Source organism: Flavobacterium aeripolare (assembly GCF_013294025.1).
Lineage (GTDB): Bacteria > Bacteroidota > Bacteroidia > Flavobacteriales > Flavobacteriaceae > Flavobacterium.
The window spans coordinates 247719-267650 of sequence record NZ_JABSNL010000001.1; the positions used below are offsets into that span (position 1 = coordinate 247719).

22 protein-coding genes are annotated in these 19932 nt (G+C 33.3%); 12 read left to right on the forward strand and 10 right to left on the reverse strand.

The window, feature by feature from the left end:
• Positions 1 to 16 precede the first annotated feature (16 nt).
• Entirely contained in the window at positions 17 to 1171 is a 1155-nt protein-coding gene (locus HNQ00_RS01070; protein ID WP_173836225.1) for a M14 family metallopeptidase, read from the reverse strand.
• Positions 1172 to 1484: 313 nt separating this feature from the next.
• Between HNQ00_RS01070 and HNQ00_RS01075 the strand changes: the two genes are divergently transcribed.
• Positions 1485 to 1931, forward strand: a complete 447-nt coding sequence (locus HNQ00_RS01075) for a helix-turn-helix domain-containing protein (protein ID WP_173836227.1) — start codon at positions 1485 to 1487, stop codon at positions 1929 to 1931.
• A 58-nt stretch (positions 1932 to 1989) separates the two neighbouring features.
• Here the strand turns inward: HNQ00_RS01075 and HNQ00_RS01080 are convergent, their stop codons facing one another.
• Positions 1990 to 2997, reverse strand: a complete 1008-nt coding sequence (locus HNQ00_RS01080; protein WP_173836229.1) for a hypothetical protein — start codon at positions 2995 to 2997, stop codon at positions 1990 to 1992.
• 73 nt (positions 2998 to 3070) lie between these two features.
• Complete coding sequence (locus HNQ00_RS01085) at positions 3071 to 3622, reverse strand: 1-acyl-sn-glycerol-3-phosphate acyltransferase (protein ID WP_173836231.1); 552 nt, start codon at positions 3620 to 3622, stop codon at positions 3071 to 3073.
• 59 nt (positions 3623 to 3681) lie between these two features.
• Here HNQ00_RS01085 and HNQ00_RS01090 point away from each other — a divergent pair, with 59 nt between their 5' ends.
• The gene (locus tag HNQ00_RS01090; protein ID WP_371738681.1) at positions 3682 to 4350 is read left to right on the forward strand and encodes a spermidine synthase; all 669 of its coding nucleotides are present in this window, start codon (positions 3682 to 3684) and stop codon (positions 4348 to 4350) included.
• A gap of 9 nt (positions 4351 to 4359) precedes the next feature.
• Positions 4360 to 5076, forward strand: coding sequence for a potassium channel family protein (locus HNQ00_RS01095; protein ID WP_173836233.1), 717 nt, complete (start codon positions 4360 to 4362; stop codon positions 5074 to 5076).
• On the opposite strand, the gene kdsB is transcribed toward HNQ00_RS01095, so the two are convergent.
• Positions 5077 to 5802 (reverse strand): 3-deoxy-manno-octulosonate cytidylyltransferase, encoded by a 726-nt coding sequence (kdsB, locus tag HNQ00_RS01100; protein WP_173836235.1) that lies wholly within the window; start codon positions 5800 to 5802, stop codon positions 5077 to 5079.
• A 95-nt stretch (positions 5803 to 5897) separates the two neighbouring features.
• Here kdsB and HNQ00_RS01105 point away from each other — a divergent pair, with 95 nt between their 5' ends.
• A complete protein-coding gene (locus HNQ00_RS01105; RefSeq protein ID WP_173836237.1) occupies positions 5898 to 6704 on the forward strand; it encodes a hypothetical protein in 807 nt (268 codons plus the stop codon).
• Between the two features lie 104 nt (positions 6705 to 6808).
• Here the strand turns inward: HNQ00_RS01105 and HNQ00_RS01110 are convergent, their stop codons facing one another.
• The gene (locus tag HNQ00_RS01110) at positions 6809 to 8233 is read right to left on the reverse strand and encodes an ATP-dependent DNA helicase (protein WP_173836239.1); all 1425 of its coding nucleotides are present in this window, start codon (positions 8231 to 8233) and stop codon (positions 6809 to 6811) included.
• A 157-nt stretch (positions 8234 to 8390) separates the two neighbouring features.
• Here HNQ00_RS01110 and HNQ00_RS01115 point away from each other — a divergent pair, with 157 nt between their 5' ends.
• The 5 genes from HNQ00_RS01115 (at position 8391) to HNQ00_RS16370 (ending at position 13190) form a co-directional block, all read left to right on the forward strand.
• A complete protein-coding gene (locus tag HNQ00_RS01115) occupies positions 8391 to 10559 on the forward strand; it encodes an endonuclease MutS2 (RefSeq protein WP_173836241.1) in 2169 nt (722 codons plus the stop codon).
• Positions 10560 to 10659: 100 nt separating this feature from the next.
• On the forward strand, positions 10660 to 11079 hold the full coding sequence (locus tag HNQ00_RS01120; RefSeq protein ID WP_173836627.1) for a thiol-disulfide oxidoreductase DCC family protein: 420 nt from the start codon (positions 10660 to 10662) through the stop codon (positions 11077 to 11079).
• 267 nt (positions 11080 to 11346) lie between these two features.
• On the forward strand, positions 11347 to 12060 hold the full coding sequence (locus HNQ00_RS01125) for a hypothetical protein (RefSeq protein WP_173836243.1): 714 nt from the start codon (positions 11347 to 11349) through the stop codon (positions 12058 to 12060).
• A gap of 3 nt (positions 12061 to 12063) precedes the next feature.
• Positions 12064 to 12918 (forward strand): hypothetical protein, encoded by an 855-nt coding sequence (locus HNQ00_RS01130; RefSeq protein WP_173836245.1) that lies wholly within the window; start codon positions 12064 to 12066, stop codon positions 12916 to 12918.
• Positions 12919 to 13061: 143 nt separating this feature from the next.
• On the forward strand, positions 13062 to 13190 hold the full coding sequence (locus HNQ00_RS16370) for a hypothetical protein (RefSeq protein ID WP_256434225.1): 129 nt from the start codon (positions 13062 to 13064) through the stop codon (positions 13188 to 13190).
• A gap of 52 nt (positions 13191 to 13242) precedes the next feature.
• Here HNQ00_RS16370 and ettA read toward each other — a convergent pair whose 3' ends face one another.
• Genes ettA through holA form a run of 3 tightly spaced genes read right to left on the reverse strand, consistent with a single transcriptional unit; the run spans position 13243 to position 16197 of the window.
• Entirely contained in the window at positions 13243 to 14937 is a 1695-nt protein-coding gene (gene ettA / locus HNQ00_RS01135; protein WP_173836247.1) for an energy-dependent translational throttle protein EttA, read from the reverse strand.
• 27 nt (positions 14938 to 14964) lie between these two features.
• Entirely contained in the window at positions 14965 to 15147 is a 183-nt protein-coding gene (locus tag HNQ00_RS01140) for a CAL67264 family membrane protein (RefSeq protein ID WP_173836249.1), read from the reverse strand.
• 45 nt (positions 15148 to 15192) lie between these two features.
• Positions 15193 to 16197 (reverse strand): DNA polymerase III subunit delta, encoded by a 1005-nt coding sequence (holA, locus tag HNQ00_RS01145; protein WP_173836251.1) that lies wholly within the window; start codon positions 16195 to 16197, stop codon positions 15193 to 15195.
• 94 nt (positions 16198 to 16291) lie between these two features.
• Here holA and HNQ00_RS01150 point away from each other — a divergent pair, with 94 nt between their 5' ends.
• The 3 genes from HNQ00_RS01150 to HNQ00_RS01160 all read left to right on the forward strand — a co-directional run bounded on the left by HNQ00_RS01150 (position 16292) and on the right by HNQ00_RS01160 (position 18680).
• On the forward strand, positions 16292 to 16753 hold the full coding sequence (locus HNQ00_RS01150; RefSeq protein ID WP_173836253.1) for a type I restriction enzyme HsdR N-terminal domain-containing protein: 462 nt from the start codon (positions 16292 to 16294) through the stop codon (positions 16751 to 16753).
• 31 nt (positions 16754 to 16784) lie between these two features.
• The gene (locus HNQ00_RS01155; RefSeq protein WP_173836255.1) at positions 16785 to 17774 is read left to right on the forward strand and encodes a glycosyltransferase family 2 protein; all 990 of its coding nucleotides are present in this window, start codon (positions 16785 to 16787) and stop codon (positions 17772 to 17774) included.
• A gap of 72 nt (positions 17775 to 17846) precedes the next feature.
• Entirely contained in the window at positions 17847 to 18680 is an 834-nt protein-coding gene (locus HNQ00_RS01160) for an OmpA/MotB family protein (protein WP_173836257.1), read from the forward strand.
• 243 nt (positions 18681 to 18923) lie between these two features.
• Here HNQ00_RS01160 and HNQ00_RS01165 read toward each other — a convergent pair whose 3' ends face one another.
• Positions 18924 to 19544, reverse strand: coding sequence for an L-threonylcarbamoyladenylate synthase (locus tag HNQ00_RS01165; RefSeq protein ID WP_173836259.1), 621 nt, complete (start codon positions 19542 to 19544; stop codon positions 18924 to 18926).
• 24 nt (positions 19545 to 19568) lie between these two features.
• Positions 19569 to 19922, reverse strand: a complete 354-nt coding sequence (locus HNQ00_RS01170) for a TfoX/Sxy family protein (RefSeq protein WP_173836261.1) — start codon at positions 19920 to 19922, stop codon at positions 19569 to 19571.
• Positions 19923 to 19932 lie beyond the last annotated feature (10 nt).

Below are 19932 nucleotides of genomic sequence, written 5' to 3' on the forward strand. Positions count from 1 at the left end.
AAAACAGTCTGATACATTAGTTTTTTATCAATCCGTTAACATAATTTATGCTATTGTCTAACTTAAAGTTGGCTTTTTGACCTATTTTTGGAAAATTAGATTCATCATCACTATATGTTGCCCCCTTAGCATCATATTCATGGTGAGCGAAAAAACCCTCTAAATTACCGATTTCTGATATATATGCATTAAAACATACATTATTATCAATCAGCTCTTCTTTGTATTGCGCAGCAAAATTCGTTATTTTTTCAATACCATCATAATTTATCTTGACATTTTTATATATAAAATCATAAAAAACGACTTTATTCTGAGGAATATTCAAATATTCACTTAATCTATTGATAACTATATCGTTTTCGCAAAATGACTGAAAACTCACAATTAACGACATAAATACAAATTTGCGAGTTTGCTCTCTTGCATAATCATCAGGAAAGTGCCCCGCTTCAAATAAAATCGTGGCCGCTCCTAAAGATTGAAATGTATCCCCTATGCAATTGATATTAAAGGAATCATCAAATCTACCAATCCCATCAGGAAGGTATTTTATCAACTCCTTATTAATGCTTGCGATCACATTTATTGCGTTTAGACGATTTTCATTAATCTCTCTAGCCTCATTATAGGCTGGAGCTAAGAAGGATAATGTGGCTGGCACGCCTGTTGTATCGACTCCAAAAATAGTACGTTGATCATGTAGATTATAGCAGTAATCAGGTTGGAAACTTTCAAACGTATTCCTCAACAACTTGCTTTCAGGTTGCGTAAGATTTTGAGAATCTCTATTCAAGTCCACATCGTTAGCATTTGCTCTTGTATATAAGAACGCACCATCAGGATTTAGCATAGGAATCGCTAAAAAAGTGAATTTCTTTAAGAATTGTTTAGCTATATCAGAGTCACTATGCAAGAAATTTAGAAAATCAAATAATGCTTTTGTAGTAGTACTTTCGTTCCCATGCATTTGAGACCATAGAAAGATTTTGATCTTTCCAGAACCAATTTGGTAACTGTAAATAGCGCGATCTTGAACCGACTTTCCAATATTGTTTAGTTCGCTATTCTTGTTTAATCGGTTTAATATTGGCTCAATATCTTTTAAGGTTATATACCTTCCTGAGATACTCGGCTCTTTATATAGATGGTGTAATTGTTCTAGATCCATTTTCCATTTGCTTTAGTTTACAAAAGTAAACAACTTTAAATTTACAATTGTAATTTACAATTGTGTCTGTAAAATTAATATTGTAAACAGTAAAACCGAACTATTCCCAGGTTTATTCTTCTTTAATCTTAGCTAATTATACAAAACTATTTAAAATAATATAGATACATGTTAATCAGTTAATTAAGTATGACCAATTAAACTTTTAATTTATAATTATTGAGGTGTTATTGCTTAAATAGTTCTATTTTGTTGCTTACTACTAGCTGTTTTATTACATTTGTAAATCAATATTGCTAAAGCCTAATTTACAATGGTAAACATAGAGGATTTTATAAAAAGACTGGAAATAATTCTCGAATACTATGGTGTTAACGCCTCGTCGTTTGCAGATAACATAGGAGTGCAGCGCTCTAGCTTGTCGCATCTTTTATCAGGAAGAAATAAGCCTAGTCTCGATTTTATATTGAAAATACTAGAAGTATATCCTGAGGTCGATTTATACTGGATTTTGAATGGTAAAGGAAGCTTCCCCAAGTTGGCTTCAAAACCAAGCAGCAATAACGCGCAAGCTACTCAAATCACTTCCCCTACTCCAGAACCTACTATAGCGCCTCTTTTTACCGAGGATTCAGAATTAATCCCTGATCCAAAAGCAGCAATCTCAACACCATCTATCACCAATAGCACTATCGAGACGGAAATTGACAAAATAGTCATTTTCTATAAAGATGGAACTTTCAAAAGTTATCGACCATAAAAAAGCCTCAATTCTATTATAGAATTGAGGCCTTGCATTGTAGTAGTGGTATTATATATTATTTTCTTAAAACAAATATTGATGTAACACCAGCTTCTGCTCTTATATTTGTAGGCGCAGCATCTCCTGTTGTTGTAGGATAACTAAAAGTCAATACTTGACCACCTGCATTTAATCTTTCAGCAACGTAAATGTTATTTGTTACGTCATCATAAGCAACATCTACAGGGTTTCCTAAAAGTGATTTAGCACCATAAATTCTAACTTGGTTAGACATAGCAATTGTTCCAGCAGCCGCAGTTGATGAAAAAACTGATGAGAAGTTTTTAATCACAACCAGTCCACCGTCTGTTGCTGAAGTAGCGCTAGCGACATCAGTAAGAATCATTACATCGTCATTTGATGAGTAAGTTATTCCGTGTGTTCTTGTAAGTCCTTCAATTGTAACACGTTTTGTTGTAGTAATAGCACCACTAGCGTTACTTGTGAAATTTTTGAATTGAACAATGTCTCCTGTTAAATCAGCGACAGCATAAAGATCGTTTCCATCCATATGAATTCCCCACAATTTGAAGCTAGTAGTAAAAGATTTTAATAGCGTGAAGCCTGTGCTAGTGCGTTGGTATAAAAACAACTTATTTGTGTTTCCATTACTATCTGCCTGATCTTGTGTTACAACAACCATATCTCCTGAAACCGCAGTTTCTCTTGGATTATTAAAATCGCTTCCTGAACCAGATATAGACAACGACAAGTTTGCAAGTCCGCTTGCTACCGCGGTTTTGATACCAGAGTACGTTTCTAATTTATTGTTTGTTCTAGAAACAACTGTAATCGCATCAGTATCGCCATTGTAAGATACACCTTCAGCATCTAGCGACGCGATAGTAAAATAGCTAATTGTAGGCGTAGTTGCTAAAAGATTAGTGTAACTTACCTTTCCTGAAGTATTACTTGAAGTTACCAAGCTTAATTCTTTTGACTCTACTGCATTATCAGAATCATTATTATCACAAGATGTGAAAACCAACATCATAACAGACGCACAAATAAATAAATTTTTCATAATTTTTTGTTTTATTAATTAACAATCATTTACGATAAAATTATAAGTGCGGTTTTAAAATTTTCGAAAAAAATTAAAATTCGTATCCTTTACTAGGTACTTTTCCTTTTACACCTTGAAAATGTTGAGAGAGTATTTTCATGTCATTTTCTAAATTTCCTGATGGTTCTAATGGAAGCCCTAGATTAACTTGCTTTCTTCCAAAATCAAAAGTCACAGGAATAATAGGAACCTGAGCTTTCATTGCAATATAATAGAAGCCTGTTTTTAATTCGGTTACTTTTTTACGTGTTCCTTCTGGTAATACAGCAAGTCTAAAAATTTCCTTTTTTTCGAAAATAGCAGCGACTGAATCAACTTTATTTAATCCACCGCTCCTATCAAGAGGTTCCCCTCCCATGTACCTGAAATAGGCTCCAAAAGGAAAACGGAAAAGCTCTTTCTTTCCCACCCAATGCATTTGTAATTGCGTAATTCCTCTAGTAAAAATTCCAAGGTAGAAGTCATGTGCACTTGTATGGGGCAAAACCATCATAACGCACTTTTTTATCGAAGGATCAATTGATCCAACAATCTTCCAGCCCATGAGGTTAAAAAATATCCATTTGTACAAAATCTTCTTCATTCCTTTATTTTTTTGTGCAAAATATATAATTTAAAAGTTATTTTTGATAAAAAGCAGTAATGATGTTTAAAAAATTAATTAGTTACCTAATTCCAGTCACTATTTTCTTATCTAAATCTTCATTGAGTAAATCACTTGAAGTAACTTGGGTAAAAGGAAAACTAATATTAGACTCTGAAAATACCAATTATTCTTATGGTGATTTGCAGGATATACTTAGATTAGGTTTAAAAGAAATAGGTTTTGCTAAAGTTAAAAGCATGGACGAAGTTCTGGTCTTAGGCGTAGCTGGTGGCAGCGTTGTCAAAACATTAGTAGACGAGATAAATTTTGATGGAAAGATAACTGGAGTAGAAATAGATCCTTCTGTAATTGATATCGCAAACAAATTTTTCAAATTAAACGAAATTTCGCAACTAGATATTATCGTAGAGGATGCTTTCGAATACATATTAAAAACAAAAAATACCTACGATCTGATTATTATTGATATTTTTCAAGATACAAAAATGCCTAATTTTTTATTTGAATCGTATTTTGTTAACCGTATTTGCACTCTAATAAATGATTATGGTGCTGTATTGTTCAATACGATGTTGTTGAGCGATAATGACAACAAACGAAATGAAAAGTATGTAAATGACTTTGATTTAGCCAATTTTAAAATAAGAACAATACCTAGGGTCGAACAGCATAATGAATTAATTGTTATCGAAAAACAAATGTAACCGCACCATATGAAGAAATTAATGCAGAAGTTGCTGTTGGGTAAAAATCACCAACATAAAAACCCAGATTATAATCCTATTAGAACGAGAATTGATAACATCAAGGCAATTTGGAACAACGACCAGCACGATGATATAGGCATCGAGAAGATTGTGCGATTGTTTCTTGCAAGCTCACAACTATTTTTACCTGGTTTGTATATTAAATATTTTGCGTCTTCAAGAGGGATACAGCATAAAGATCTTGCGGTAGACTTTTTTGTATTATTTAAGGTCTTATTTCCCTTACTTATTATTGCAAACAATTGGCAAAACAATGCTATATTAATTGCAATAATGATTTATTTTGTATTAGAAACGGTGTTATACATTCCCACACTAATCTTTGCATCAGACTTATTCAGCAGTCCCAGATCGTATAAAAGATCAATTTTACTACTCTTCTTTAATTATGTCGAAATGGTTCTCGCTTTTGCTGTGCTCTATTCTTGCGACAACTATTTCAATAAACCCTTTACGCATTGGTTTGACCCCATCTATTTTAGCACTGTTACTTCCTCGACAATAGGTTTTGGTGAGTACTACCCTATTAAGCCTTTAGGTAAATTTCTAGTTACAGTACAATCGGTGTTAGTATTAATGTACGTCGTCTTATTTTTAAATTTCTTTTCGACTAAAATCGAACCTAAAGGTTATTTCAATGAAAAGGAAAACCCAAAACGATAATTAAAGCATCTTTCTAGCTTTTTCTAAATCTTCAATTGTATCTATTCCAATGCCTATGTGTGTAGTTTCTAACATTTTGATACGCTTGCCAAATTCTAAATAACGTAATTGCTCTAATTTTTCGGATGCTTCCAAAGATTTCATTGGTAAACTGTAAAAATCCAATAAAGCTTGCTTTCTAAAGGCATAAATTCCTATATGCTGCATGTAACGCACACCCACATTTTTCTCCCTTGGAAATGGGATTACAGAACGCGAGAAATACAGAGCAAAGTTATTCTGATCAGTAACTACCTTTACATTATTAGGGTTATTAATGTCTTCTTCATCAGTAATTTGGCGCATAAGTGAAGCTAAATCAACTTTTCTATCGGCATCATTCCCGAATACTTCAATCACTTTTTTCAAAGGTTCAGCGTCTATAAAAGGTTCGTCACCCTGCACATTTACGACGATATCTACATCAAGATTAGCTATTGCTTCAGCAATTCGGTCGCTCCCAGATTCGTGTTCTTTCACGCTCATGATTGCTTTCCCGCCTTTCGAAACAATTTCGTTATAAATTAAATCAGAGTCCGTCACAACAAAAACATCATCAAATAGACGGGTCGATATTGCGGCTTCGTAAGTTCGTAATATTACCGTTTTTCCTCCTAGATCTTGCATTAATTTTGCTGGAAATCGAGTTGAGGCGTAACGTGCTGGTATAACTGCTATTATTTTCATGGTGTTGTTTAAAATGCTATACAAAAATACTATTATTTTAAAATTTCTGTTTAAACTTAGTATCTTTATTTACTAAGCAAACTAACACAGTAATAATGAAAACATTCTCGCTCTTACTACTTCTCGCATTAATTTCATGTGGCCCTGTAAAAATTAAAGATTTTAACGACGATTATACGCAAGAATTAGTTGGTTCGGTGGAAACAATAACTATCCAAAAACACGAGTACAAATTCCTTAAAAAAGACACCATCAATCTTGTTACAACAAGCTTTTTAAATTATGATAAAGGCAACAAATTAATAAGTGAGAAACATCAAACTGCAAACGGATCCAGAGAGACTTTTTTTAAATATCAAGAAGACTTATTAATTCAGAAACAAATTATTTCAAAAAACGACACTAGTTCGATTGTGTACAAGTATGACAAAGAGCGTAATGTTACCGAAGAGATAGCTACTAACAAAAACGGAATATACAACGTAAAAACGGTAGTATTTGACAAATACCATAACCCTATCGAGTTGCACAATCAATTTAAAGAAAAAATAAAGCAGTCTGTATTTATAGACTACGACTACAAGCGAAAATCGTTCCTGAGTAAAAGTGTTTTGGACACCATAGCTACGCTTGAAATAGTAACTAAAAATGATTTTAATAAAAGAGGCTTCATAACCAAAAGACAGAGAATTGCATCATCATCAAACGCTAAATATTACAGCTATGAATTTGATAAAAAAGGAAACCTGACTTCAAAAATATATCATAAAGGAGATGGCACAATAATCGAAATTATAACGTTCAAAAATACTTATGATAAAGTAGGGAATATTATAAGTAGAGAAAGATATCTAGTCAATAAAATGATTGATAAAACAACTTACCATATCACTTACTATTAAACTTAATAATCCTTCTGCAATTTGGTTTAGTTTCATCATCTTCCCATCATATTACATATAAACACCGGGCATTTTAAAGCTTATCTTTACTTAAAGTATTACATTTACTCCACAAAACTATCATCTTTAAAACCAATTAAGTACAATTTATTTTTTGCTCGAGTCATTGCGGTATACAACCAGCGTATATAATCACGGTCGATACCATTAGGCAAATAAGGTTGCTCTATAAAAACGGTGTTCCATTGCCCTCCTTGAGATTTATGACACGTGATTGCATACGAGAATTTTACTTGCAATCCATTAAAATATTCGTTGGCCTTTACCTTTTGGAATTTCTTGTATTTGGTTGTTTCGCTCTCATAATCTTTCATCACTTCTTCATACAATCTGTTTGATTCTTCATACGTAAGTGATGGTGATTCACTTTTTATTGTATCTAATAAAAGCACTGTTTCAAATGGTTTTTGATTAGGATAATCGACCATTCTTATTTTTACAGAGGCAAATTTAAATCCGTATAATTCTTGAATTTTAAATATTTCGAGGACTTCGATTATATCACCATTGGCAATAAAACCAGCTTCGTCTGAGTCTTTTAGCCAGAAGTAATTGTTTTTTACCACCATTAAGAAATCTCCAGTAGATAGTTCGCTTTCTTTATCCAGAATTTTGGTTCTTATTTGCTCATTATATTGATTGGCTCTCTTGTTAGATCTTACAATAAACGCGGTATCTTCAATACTGTAATTACTATATGCTGAATTGATGGCATCTTGTATATCGTAGCCATCTGTCAAACGAGTAATGTCTTTAAACTTCTTGACATCAAACTGAAAATCGGTTATAAACGAGTCCTTTAACAGCTCACGTAGTTCTGTTGCATTGTATAATATCCCTGAATTCTCTTCTTGACGCATTACTTCATTCAGCTCAATATGTTCTACTTCCTTATTATAATTCATCCCTAAGGTTTGAATATCGAGTGCCGGACTAATATCTAAATTCACCGGTGGAAGCTGAGCAGTATCCCCTAGCAATATCATCTTACAATTAGTCCCTGAGTATACATACGAAATCAAATCATCTAGCAATGAGCTGTTTTCATACAGTTTAGAATCAGAGTTTGTATCTGAAATCATTGAAGCTTCATCAACGATAAAAATCGTATTTTTATGTTTGTTAGGCTGCAATGTAAAAGACACACCGCCTCCTGATGATTTTTTAGGGAAATATATCTTCTTGTGAATGGTAAAAGCCGGCTTATCACTGTAATTTGCAATCACTTTTGCGGCACGTCCAGTAGGCGCTAGTAGCACATATTTTTTATTTAACTCTACTAAATTGTTTACTATTGTCGAAATTACTGTGGTTTTACCGGTTCCTGCATATCCCTTGAGTACAAAAATGGTATCATTATGCGTATCAGTTAAGAAAATAGCAATCTTCTGAAAAAATATGTCTTGATTGTATGTTGGTGCAAATGGAAATTTTTTTCGTAAAAGACTGTAAAACAAGGAAGAATTCATTAGTGTATGCTGTTGATAAATGAACCTCAAATATAAGGATGAAATTTTGAGCAACAATATAAAATCACCACAAATGACCTTAAAATTGCATAACATCTATAGTTTAATTTAACATGGATTGTTTGTAACTTTGCATTGATCCAATTTATATTAAAGAATGATATCCATTACCGATAAAACCTTACAAGATTTACAATTTCCTACAGTTTTAGAAACGATTTCGTCGTTGTGCAATACTGATTTAGGAAAACAAAAAGCCATTGAAATAATCCCTTTTAAAGACAAAGAAAGCTTGATGGAAGCATTGATGCAGACATCAGAGTATGTTTCGTCTTTCGAAAATAATAATGCCATACCTAATCACGGTTTTGAAGCAATCTCTCACGAAATCAAATTTTTAGCCATTGAAGATAGCTTTCTAGAAGTAGGTAGTTTTAGAAAAATTGCGACATTGTCATCGACAGTTAATTTCTTACTGAATTATTTCAAAAAGTTTGATGATTACTATCCCAATTTAAACAGTCGCGCAAACGAAGTAGAATTTACAAAGGATATTATTAGCCAAATCGATGTCATTGTAGATAAATATGGAGAAATAAAAGATAGCGCTTCACCAGTTTTGCTGGATATTAGGCGCAATATGAACAGTGTACGTGGAAAAGTGAATCAAAGTTTTGGTTCGGCTATGACACAATACAATAGTTTAGGCTACTTAGATGATATCAAGGAAAGCTTTGTTCAAAACAGACGTGTACTTGCAGTTCTAGCTATGTACCGCCGTAAGGTAAAAGGATCAATATTAGGAAGTAGTAAAACGGGAAGTATTGCTTACATCGAACCCGAAGCTACCTTACAATATTCTAGAGAGTTGAGTAATTTAGAGTACGAAGAGACCGAAGAAGTCACACGTATTTTAAAACAATTATCTAATGCTATTCGTCCTTTTTTACCCCTTCTTATCGAATATCAAAACTTTTTAAGTGATATTGATGTGGTCGCTGCCAAAGCAAAATATGCCAACCGCATCAACGGAATACTACCTCAAATTACTGAAAATCGTCGTTTGTATTTTAGAGATGCCTACCACCCTATTTTGTATTTAAACAACAAACAGAAAAAGGAAATCACCCATCCACAAACCATAGAATTACAGCAAGAAAACCGTATTATAGTAATCTCTGGACCTAACGCTGGAGGTAAAACAATCTCTTTAAAAACAGTAGGACTTTTACAATTAATGTTGCAATCTGGAATGCTTATTCCAGTTCACGAAAGATCAGAAACTTTTTTATTCGATAGAATACTTACCGATATTGGTGATAACCAATCAATTGAAAATCATTTAAGTACGTACAGTTACCGCTTGAAGAACATGAACTACTTTTTGAAAAAATGCAATGCTAAAACGATGTTTTTAATCGACGAGTTTGGTACTGGGTCTGATCCGGAACTTGGTGGAGCGCTAGCCGAAATCTTCCTTGAAGAGTTCTATCATAGGGAAGCTTTTGGGATTATAACAACGCACTACTCCAACTTAAAAATACTAGCCAACGAATTGCCTTTTGCAACAAATGCCAACATGCTTTTTGACGAAAAAACATTAGAACCCATGTACAAATTAGTGCTTGGTCAAGCTGGTAGTTCGTTTACATTTGAAGTAGCGTTAAAAAACGGAATTCCGTTTAGTTTAATCAACCGTGCAAAGAAAAAAATTGAAGTAGGAAAAGTCCGCTTCGATAAAACAATTGCAACCTTACAAAAAGAGCGATCAAAGATGGAGAAGACTTCTCAGAATTTGAAAGAGGAAGAAACCAAAGCTCGTGAGGAAGGAAAAAAAATGGAGAACATTAATACTAAGATCAAGCAAAAATTAGAAAGCTATCAAGAACTTTACGATAGCAATCAAAAGACTATATATATAGGTCAAAAAGTCGAAGATCTCGCCAATAAATATTTCAACAATAAAAACAAAAAAGATCTGATAGGAGAATTCTTGAAAATTATCGAAATAGAAAATTCAAAACGCAAGAAAGCCACTCCTAAAGAAGTGAAGGCGATTGTAGAAAAGAAAAAAGAAATTGTAAAAGAAGCAGAAGTTATTGTTGAGGAAATTCGCAAGGAGAAGAAAGAGAAAAAACTCAAACCAATAGTAGAAAAACCAAAAGCAATGATTCGCTTAGGTGATCGTGTACGTATGCTAGACGGTAGAGCTGTTGGAACAATTGACGCTATCGAGAAAAACAAAGCCACAGTAAATTATGGTACGTTCACCTCAAAAGTAAGTATGGATGAGCTGGAACTCGTTGAAGCAATGAAAAAGAAATAATTAGGATAGTAAGCGTTATTGCTCGTGCCTCGCAATTACAAAGCTAATTCGTAAAAAAAAACTCATTGCGATGAAGGAAGCAATCATAAAAGAAATAAATATGGAAAACTTACCCAAGAATAAAAAAATAGTCCTTTTTGACGGTGTTTGTAACTTGTGTGACAATGCTGTTCAGTTCATTATTAAGCATGACAAGAAAGATGTTTTTAGGTTCGCTTCTTTGCAGTCAGTTTTAGGACAACAGATTATTAAAAAAATAGGTATTGATGTTACTCAAATTGATAGTATTATTCTTTATGAACCTGGAGTAGCTTATTACTATAAAGCGGAAGCTGCTTTACATATTGCTTCAGATCTCAAAGGAGCTGTAAGTTTACTAGGTGTTTTCAAAGTATTACCATCTGGTTTTTCTAATTATTTTTATGATTACATCGCTAGAAATCGTTACCGCTGGTACGGTAAAAAAGACAATTGCATGATTCCTACTCCGGAATTAAAATCAAAATTTCTAGATCTATAGGTTTCTTATTTTTTTCTGCCCCTGATTGCAACGGCAGCCCCGACTGAAGAAAGTTATTTTTTACAGCATTGACAGAGCGACCGGCGGAAGCTCCTGTAAATACTTAGTAAAATAAACTTTGTGAATGAGGGCTAGAGTGGAAAGCAGGACTGGGCCCGAACATAAAAACATCTAGCCTGAAATACTTATGTTAAAAAAAAGTGAAAATTTTTGTCAGGATTCTCAATTACTATCGACTGTTCTTATATAATTTAAAAACAGTAGTATATGAAAGTTATGAAACTCGCAGTCTCCCTCATTATTTTATTAACCTTTGGTTCTTGTATAAGTGAAGACATTGTTGATGATGAAATTGTCGAAATAATCAGAATAAACAATTCATTTTCAAATTTCAATGTTGGTTCAACAGTTATCCTGGACGCCGCTTTTTTTGATAATCAGGGTATAAAACAAACCGTTGATTTTAATTTAAGTTCGCAAAATCCCACTGTTCTTGAAATTGATACTACTACTAATGAAATCATAGCCAAAGCTAAAGGTACTTCTACGCTACTAGTTTCTACAGTTTATGGTGGTAAAACAATTGAAAATTCGGTTGTTGTTACTGTAAACGAGTTAGGGACTGCCCCTGCTCCTACTGCTTCTAATATTAAAATAGGAACGATTAGTAAAACGAGTTCTTATGATGCTGCTGGTGATTTTGAAATCACAGAAATTACTGGTGGAATTCGCATAAAATTTGCCAGTAATTATAGAGCTGATAGATCTTTGCCTGGTTTTGCTATGTATTTAACCAATAATCCTAATTTAATTACAAATGCCTTGAAAATCGATAGTCAAGGAGATGCAGATGGCGTGATATACAGTGGTGCCTTTAGCATTGATGTGATGGGTGTGGGTATAAATGACTTTGGGTACTTAACACATTGGTGTGAGCCGTTTAGAATTAAAGTAGGTGTAGCAGAAATCAAAAACAAATAAGACATGACATATAAAATTATAAAACTATCACTAGTATTCCTTTTTGTAACAAATTTATCATACGCTCAATGGAATAAGGGAAAAGGAAATGGCTATTACAAACTTTCTGCAAGCTCCTTAGTAGCCGATGAGCATTATACTAGCACTAAAGATAAAGACCCTAATATTACTCGAGGAAATTTTGTAGTAAGTGCGTATGCTGAATATGGTTTAACTGAAAAATTTGATGTAATCGCATATGTCCCTTTACTAGCAAGGGTTTACCAAAACAAGCAGGTATCTCGAACAAGTGGAAATGTTATAAATGATGGAGAAAGCGTTAATAGTATTGGTGATATCGATTTAGGTATTCGCTACGGTATTTTAAAGAATGATTTTTTAGCCTTATCTGCAACGTTAAAATTAGGATTGCCCACTGGTAAAAAGTCAGGAGGGCTTGATGGTAGCTTACAAACAGGTGATGGCGAATTCAATCAGGGTGTACAATTAGATTTAGGTATACCTTATAAAATAGGAAATCAAAATATGTATGGCAAAATATATTCTGGTTTTAATAATAGAACGAATGGCTTCTCTGACGAATTTCAATTTGGTGGAGAAATAGGAACAAAGTTTAATGACAAAGTATTTTTGGCGGTTAAGTCAGCTAATGTCCGATCGTTTAATAATGGTGATGCTACGGGAACTGGTCAAGGTGTTTTTGCCAATAATGTTGAGTTTACCAACTTATCCGGTGAGATAGGATACTATATCTCTAGCAAATTAGGCGTGACATTTAATTATACCACTATCTTGTCTGGAAAAATCACCTATGCTGCTCCTACTTATAGTGGTGGTGTATTTTTAGACATTCAATAACATGTAAATACCACTTTTTTATATTTGAAAAACTCATTTATTGCTTAGGCGATGGTGAGCTTTTTTTTTCTTTAAAGCCAACTGACTTTTATCATATTTTAATATAAGTCGAACTAGTATTTTTACACTATAAAATTTAAGCTATGAGAAAAGGAATACTCGTCAACTGGGATAATGGTTCAATTATAATTGTATTTGTATTTGGTTTGGTCATTGTAGGATTGGTCGCTGCAATACTATTATTGATGAACAACGATAAAAAGAAAGAATAAAAAAAGGATATCTGTGAGGATATCCTTTTTTTTATATAAAGCAAAGAATAAATTATCCTCTGATTAATTTTTTGTATTTCAAACGTTTTGGAGTCAAATCTCCACCTAAACGTTTTTTCTTATTTTCTTCATATTCAGAGAAACCTCCTTCAAAGAAATACACTTCAGACTCTCCTTCAAAAGCTAAAATATGCGTACAAATTCTATCTAAGAACCATCTATCATGCGAAATTACTACGGCACAACCAGCAAATTGCTCTAAACCTTCTTCTAAGGCACGCAATGTATTTACGTCCAAGTCATTAGTAGGTTCATCCAGTAGCAATACGTTTCCTTCTTCTTTTAAAGTCATTGCAAGGTGTAAACGGTTGCGCTCTCCTCCAGAAAGTGTGGCTACTTTTTTGTTTTGATCGCTACCTCCAAAGTTGAAACGACTAAGGTAAGCACGCGAGTTCACCTGGCGTCCACCCATCATGATCAATTCTTGACCGTCACAAAAGTTCTCCCAGATTGTTTTATTAGGATCGATATTAGAGTGTGCTTGATCGACATAAGCGATTTTTACAGTTTCTCCTACAGAGAATTCTCCACTATCTGTTTCTTGCTCTCCCATGATCATTCTAAAAATAGTAGATTTACCAGCACCATTGGGTCCGATAATTCCAACTATTCCAGCTTGTGGCAAAGTGAAATTCAAATTGTCATATAATAATTTATCACCAAAAGCTTTAGCAACAGCTTTTGCTTCGATAACATTTGTACCTAAACGTGGTCCATTGGGAATATAGATTTCCAATTTCTCGTCTAGTTCTTTTTGATCTTCGTTTAATAATTTATCGTAGTTCTGTAAACGTGCTTTTTGCTTTGTTTGACGACCTTTAGCTCCTTGACGAACCCAGTCCAACTCACGCTCTAAGTTTTTACGACGTTTAGAAGCTACTTTTTCTTCTTGTGCTAAACGACTTGATTTTTGATCTAACCATGAAGAGTAGTTTCCTTTCCAAGGAATACCTTCACCTCTATCTAGTTCAAGAATCCATCCAGCTACATTATCAAGGAAATACCTATCGTGCGTTACAGCGATTACCGTTCCAGCATATTGTGCTAAATGTTGTTCTAACCATAAGACAGATTCTGCATCAAGGTGATTGGTAGGTTCATCTAGTAGCAATACATCTGGTTGTTTTAATAACAAACGACATAAGGCAACACGACGACGCTCACCTCCTGAAAGATTTTTAATAGGTGTGTCCCCATCTGGAGTACGTAACGCATCCATTGCAATCTCTAATTTAGTGTCAATTTCCCAAGCCCCTAATGCATCGATTTTATCTTGCAATGCTGCTTGACGGTCCATTAACTTGTCCATCTTATCTGCATCTGAGTAGTTTTCCTCAAGACCAAACAAATCATTGATTTTATTATACTCCTCAAGAACTTCCATAGTTTCAGCTACTCCTTCACGTACGATTTCAATAACCGTTTTAGAATCGTCCAGAATAGGCTCTTGCTCTAAGTATCCTACTGTGTAACCGGGAGCAAAAACAACATCTCCTTGGTAGTTTTTATCTACTCCAGCAATAATTTTTAAAAGTGAAGATTTTCCAGAACCATTAAGTCCTAAAATTCCAATTTTAGCTCCATAAAAAAAGCTTAAGTATATGTTTTTTAAGACCGCTTTATCTGCTCCTGTATAAGTCTTGCTCAATTTTGACATTGAGAAAATTACTTTTTTATCGTCTGACATTTTTTATAATTTAAATTTTAAAATAATTTACACCCTTCCTTTAAGCGAACTAAAAACCCAAGCGTTAGCTAAAAAACCAACACCTACTGCTACAAAACCCCATCCAGATACATCTCTATATTTAAAGGCGCCTAGACCTATTAACAACAAACCCATTAATATCATTATCAAAGTAGCCCATCCTAAAATGGTATTCTTATTCATTCCCATATTTTGCGTTATTTTTAATATGCAAATATCGATAATTTTTAACCGTTAATTAAATATTTTATAGAGCATTTCTCTTAAAAGATCATAATTAGACAGAGATTGTGCGCCCACACCTTTACTTTTCACGTCAATATCACGTAATCCAGCCACAATCTGGCTCACCTTACGCATGGGATAATTCTTTAATGCAACATCGTAATCCTTTAAGAAAAATGGACTTACGCCTAATATAGCAGCGACATTCTTAGGATTTCTATCCTTTAAACCATGATATTTCAGCAGCTGGATAAAAAAACTAAAGACTAGTGATGTAGTGACCACCATAGGGTTGTCTTTAGGATTATTTGCAAAGTTATCTGCAATAGTGTAGGCTTTTATTTGGTTGCGCTCCCCTATTGCCTTTCTTAATTCGAATACATTGAAGTCTTTACTGAAACCAATATTTTCTTCGATATCTTTAGGTGTAATCATACTGCCCTTTGGTAATATAATTTGTAATTTTTCTAGTTCGTTATTAATCTTACTCAAATCAGTTCCTAGAAACTCCACTAACATTGCCGACGCCTTGGCTTCGATACCATATTTCTTACCAGATAAAACTCTTTTAATCCAGTCTCCTACTTGGTTTTCATACAGCTTCTTACTTTCATATACAACACCAGTTTTAGCTAATAACTTTGTTGTTTTCTTTCTTTTATCTAATGTCTTGTATTTATAGCAAAGAACAAGCACTGTTGATGGCATCGGGTTTTCGGCATAACTCTCTAGTTTGTCAATAGTACGACTTAACTCTTGAGCTTCCTTTACTATAACTACCTGGCGATCTGCCATCATAGGGTACCTTTTTGCAGTAGAAACAATATCCTCTATCGTTACATCTCTACCGTAAAGTACCGTTTGATTGAATCCCTTTTCTTCTTCAGAAAGTACATTCTTCTCAATATAATCAGATAATTTGTCAATGTAATACGACTCCTCACCCATTAAAAAATAGATGGGCTTGATATTTCCAGCCTTAATGTCATTAACAATTTTTATAACCTCGTCCATGTATTTCTTGTTTGAAGTTTAAAATAGTAAAGTTTCCTTATATCGTGTACAATTTTAGACCTTAAATTTTAAACTAAATAACTATTTTTGCCTCATGCAAAAACTTAATTTTCCTTCTTATACTTTTCGATTCAAAAATAACGAAAATAAAGTGTCTATCTTTGATGAAATCAGGAAAAAATTTATCATCCTTACTCCTGAGGAATGGGTTAGACAGCACGTTATTTTATATTTGCTAGAAGAAATGAAGTACCCTAAATCAATGATAAATGTCGAAAAAGTTTTAAAAGTCAACGACTTGCGCAAACGTTATGATGGCGTCGTTTTCAATCCTGATGGCTCTATCTTTCTATTAATCGAATGCAAAGCGCCAGAAATTAAAATTGGCCAACTCACATTTGACCAAATTGCGCGCTATAATATGACTTTGAAAGCAGATTATTTAATGGTAACAAACGGATTGAATCATTACTTTTGCCAAATGGATTATAAGAATGAAAAGTACCATTTTTTAAGAGAACTACCTATATATGGTACTCCGTCTAATATACTTTAATTATACAGTACCTTAATTTAAACCAGATACTTTGAAACAAATTGCAGTTGTAATACTAAATTGGAATGGAGTCCAACTATTAGAACAATTTTTACCTTCTATTATAGCCTATTCTCCAGAGGCAACTATATATGTAGCTGATAACGCTTCAACTGACGCTTCGATAGCTTTTGTCACTGCTAATTATCCTGAAATTAAAATAATTATCAATAAGAATAATTATGGTTTTGCCCAAGGATATAATGAGGCTTTACAAAATGTTGAAGAAGAAATTTATGCGCTCGTTAACTCAGATATTGAAGTGACGCAAAACTGGTTGCAACCAATTCTTGAAACATTCAATAGCGAATCATCAACTGCTATTATCCAACCTAAGATTTTAGATTATAAAAACAAGGCATTCTTTGAATACGCTGGCGCAGCAGGTGGTTACATTGACAAGTATGGTTATCCCTATTGTCGCGGACGCTTGTTTGATACCGTAGAAGAAGACTTAGGTCAGTATGATGATCACGCAACAATCTTTTGGGCTTCTGGTGCTTGCTTTTTTATTCGAAAAAACATTTATAGAGAACTTAAAGGATTTGACAGCAGTTTTTTTGCTCATCAAGAAGAAATTGATCTTTGCTGGCGAGCCAATAATAAAGGATACATTATAAAATACAACTACCTTTCTAAGGTATATCATGTAGGTGGAGCGACGCTACAACAAGGCAATGCTAAGAAAACCTACTTGAACTTCAGAAATTCGCTATTAATGTTGACTAAAAACGTACCCAAGGGAAAATTATTTTTTATTCTCTTTTTTCGCATGATTTTAGACGGTATAGCTGGCTTACAATTTTTATTTAAAGGAAAAGTAGCACATTTTACAGCCATTTTAAAAGCACACTTTGATTTCTATGCTTTAGTATCAAACGCTTATAAAAAAAGAGATAATTTTCAGATGCAAAAATACTATCGCGCTAAAAGTATCGTTTATACTTACTATATAAAGGGTGGCAAGGTATTTGTTAAATAAATTTAACAGAACTTTATGTTCGTATTGTAACCTTTAAAACCTAAATTTGTAATTAAACTAAACATTAAATTTATGAAAAAAGTCGTAATGGCCTTATCTGTAATGGCACTTTTAACTTCATGTGTTTCTAAAAAGAAATACGCAGACTTGGAGATGAAAAATAAGGAAACTCAAGATTTATTAAACTCTGCTACTGTAAAACTGAATTCTTGCCTTGAAGAGAAAGCTGGACTTACTGCTACTGTATCTGGTTTAAGAGAGCACAATCAAACATTAATCTCTACTTCTAAGGACATGACTGTCTTGACAACTAAAGGTGCAGAGAATATTGAAAAAGCTTTAGAATCGATTAAAGAAAAAGATTTAAAAATTAGCAGAATGCAAGATGCATTAACTAAGAAAGATAGTGTTACACTTGCTGTAGTTACTAGTTTGAAAAGTGCTGTTGGTATTTCTGATCCAGACATCGAAATCAATGTTGAAAAAGGAGTGGTATTTATCTCTATTGCAGATAAATTATTATTCAAAACTGGAAGCTACGAAGTTTCTGATAAAGCAAAAGGTGTTTTAGCTAAAGTAGCTAAAGTTGTGAATGACAAACCAGACTTTGAATGTATGGTAGAAGGTCATACTGATAACGTTCCTTACAATGGAAGCGGAATTTTATTAGACAACTGGGATTTAAGTGTAAAACGTTCTACATCTATCATCCGTGTTTTAACAAACCAATTAGGTGTTAAACCAGAGCAATTAATTGCTGCAGGTAGAAGTTCTTACGTTCCTTTAGTTGCAAATGACTCTGCAGAAAACAGAGCTCGTAACAGAAGAACACGTATTGTTGTATTGCCTAAAATTGATCAATTCTATGAAATGATTGAAAAAGAAATGAAAAAACAAACTAAATAATTGTAATTCATTTTATAAATTTAAAAAGCGTCTCTATCTAGAGACGCTTTTTTTATGCCTTGATTTTAATATGTATTTTGGAATTGATATAAAAAGAAAAAGCAGGTCTTGCGACCTGCTTTAATGTATCCTTAACCTTTTCTAATAACCAATTAAATATAATTAAGAATAACATGCTTATATTTTACTATCGTTAACCGATGCGCTAATATACAGATTAATATGAATAAACCAAATCTACAATTAAAGTATATCGATATCTCCTTTTCCTTCACGCACAATTAGTGGTTCATCTCCAGATAAATCAATTATAGTAGAACCTACATTGTCACCATAACCACCATCAATAACAAGATCTACTAAATTTTGCCATTTCTCAAAAATAAGCTCTGGATCTGTAGTGTATTCAATAACATCATCTTCGTCACGTATAGAAGTCGACACAATAGGATTTCCTAACTGACGAACAATTTCTAAAGCGATTGCATTATCTGGAACACGAATTCCTACTGTTGTTTTTTTCTTAAACTCCTTTGGTAAATTATTATTTCCTGGTAAAATAAAAGTGTACGGTCCTGGCAATGCTCTTTTTAAAATTTTAAATGTAGCCGTATCTATTTGCCTTACATAATCAGAAATATTACTTAGATCATGACAAACAAATGAGAAATTAGCTTTCTCTAATTTAATGCCCTTAATCTTTGCTATACGCTCTAATGCTTTTGTATTAGTAATATCACAACCCAATCCATAAACAGTATCAGTAGGATAAATTACTAAACCTCCATCTTTTAAAACCTTAACGACTTTTGCTATAGCAGCTTCGTTAGGCTTATCTTCATATATTTTAATAAACTGTCCCATTTTTTTTCTCCTTTAACTACAACGTTAATTTTTTAATCTCTTTTTACTTTTTACAACACCTCTTTCGGCAAAATCTAAACCATAGGCAATCCATCTTTTCAATTGCCGCTCTGTTTTAAAACCTTCTGCATCAATGTAAATAAAACCAGCTGTTATCCTACCCGTAAAATCCATAGCCCTAACATCGTTTTCTTCGAGTAATGCCTCATAAAATTCTGGTAACACTCTAAGCATGATAACGTCTTGCATCACCCCTATACACATTTTATCATTAATCATAAAAGTGATCCCCCCAAACATTTTCTTCTCCTTGAAAGAACAGTTATTTTCTAGTAATATGGTGGTGATTCGAATAGAAAGTAATTCGTTAAAAGGCATTTGTGTATCT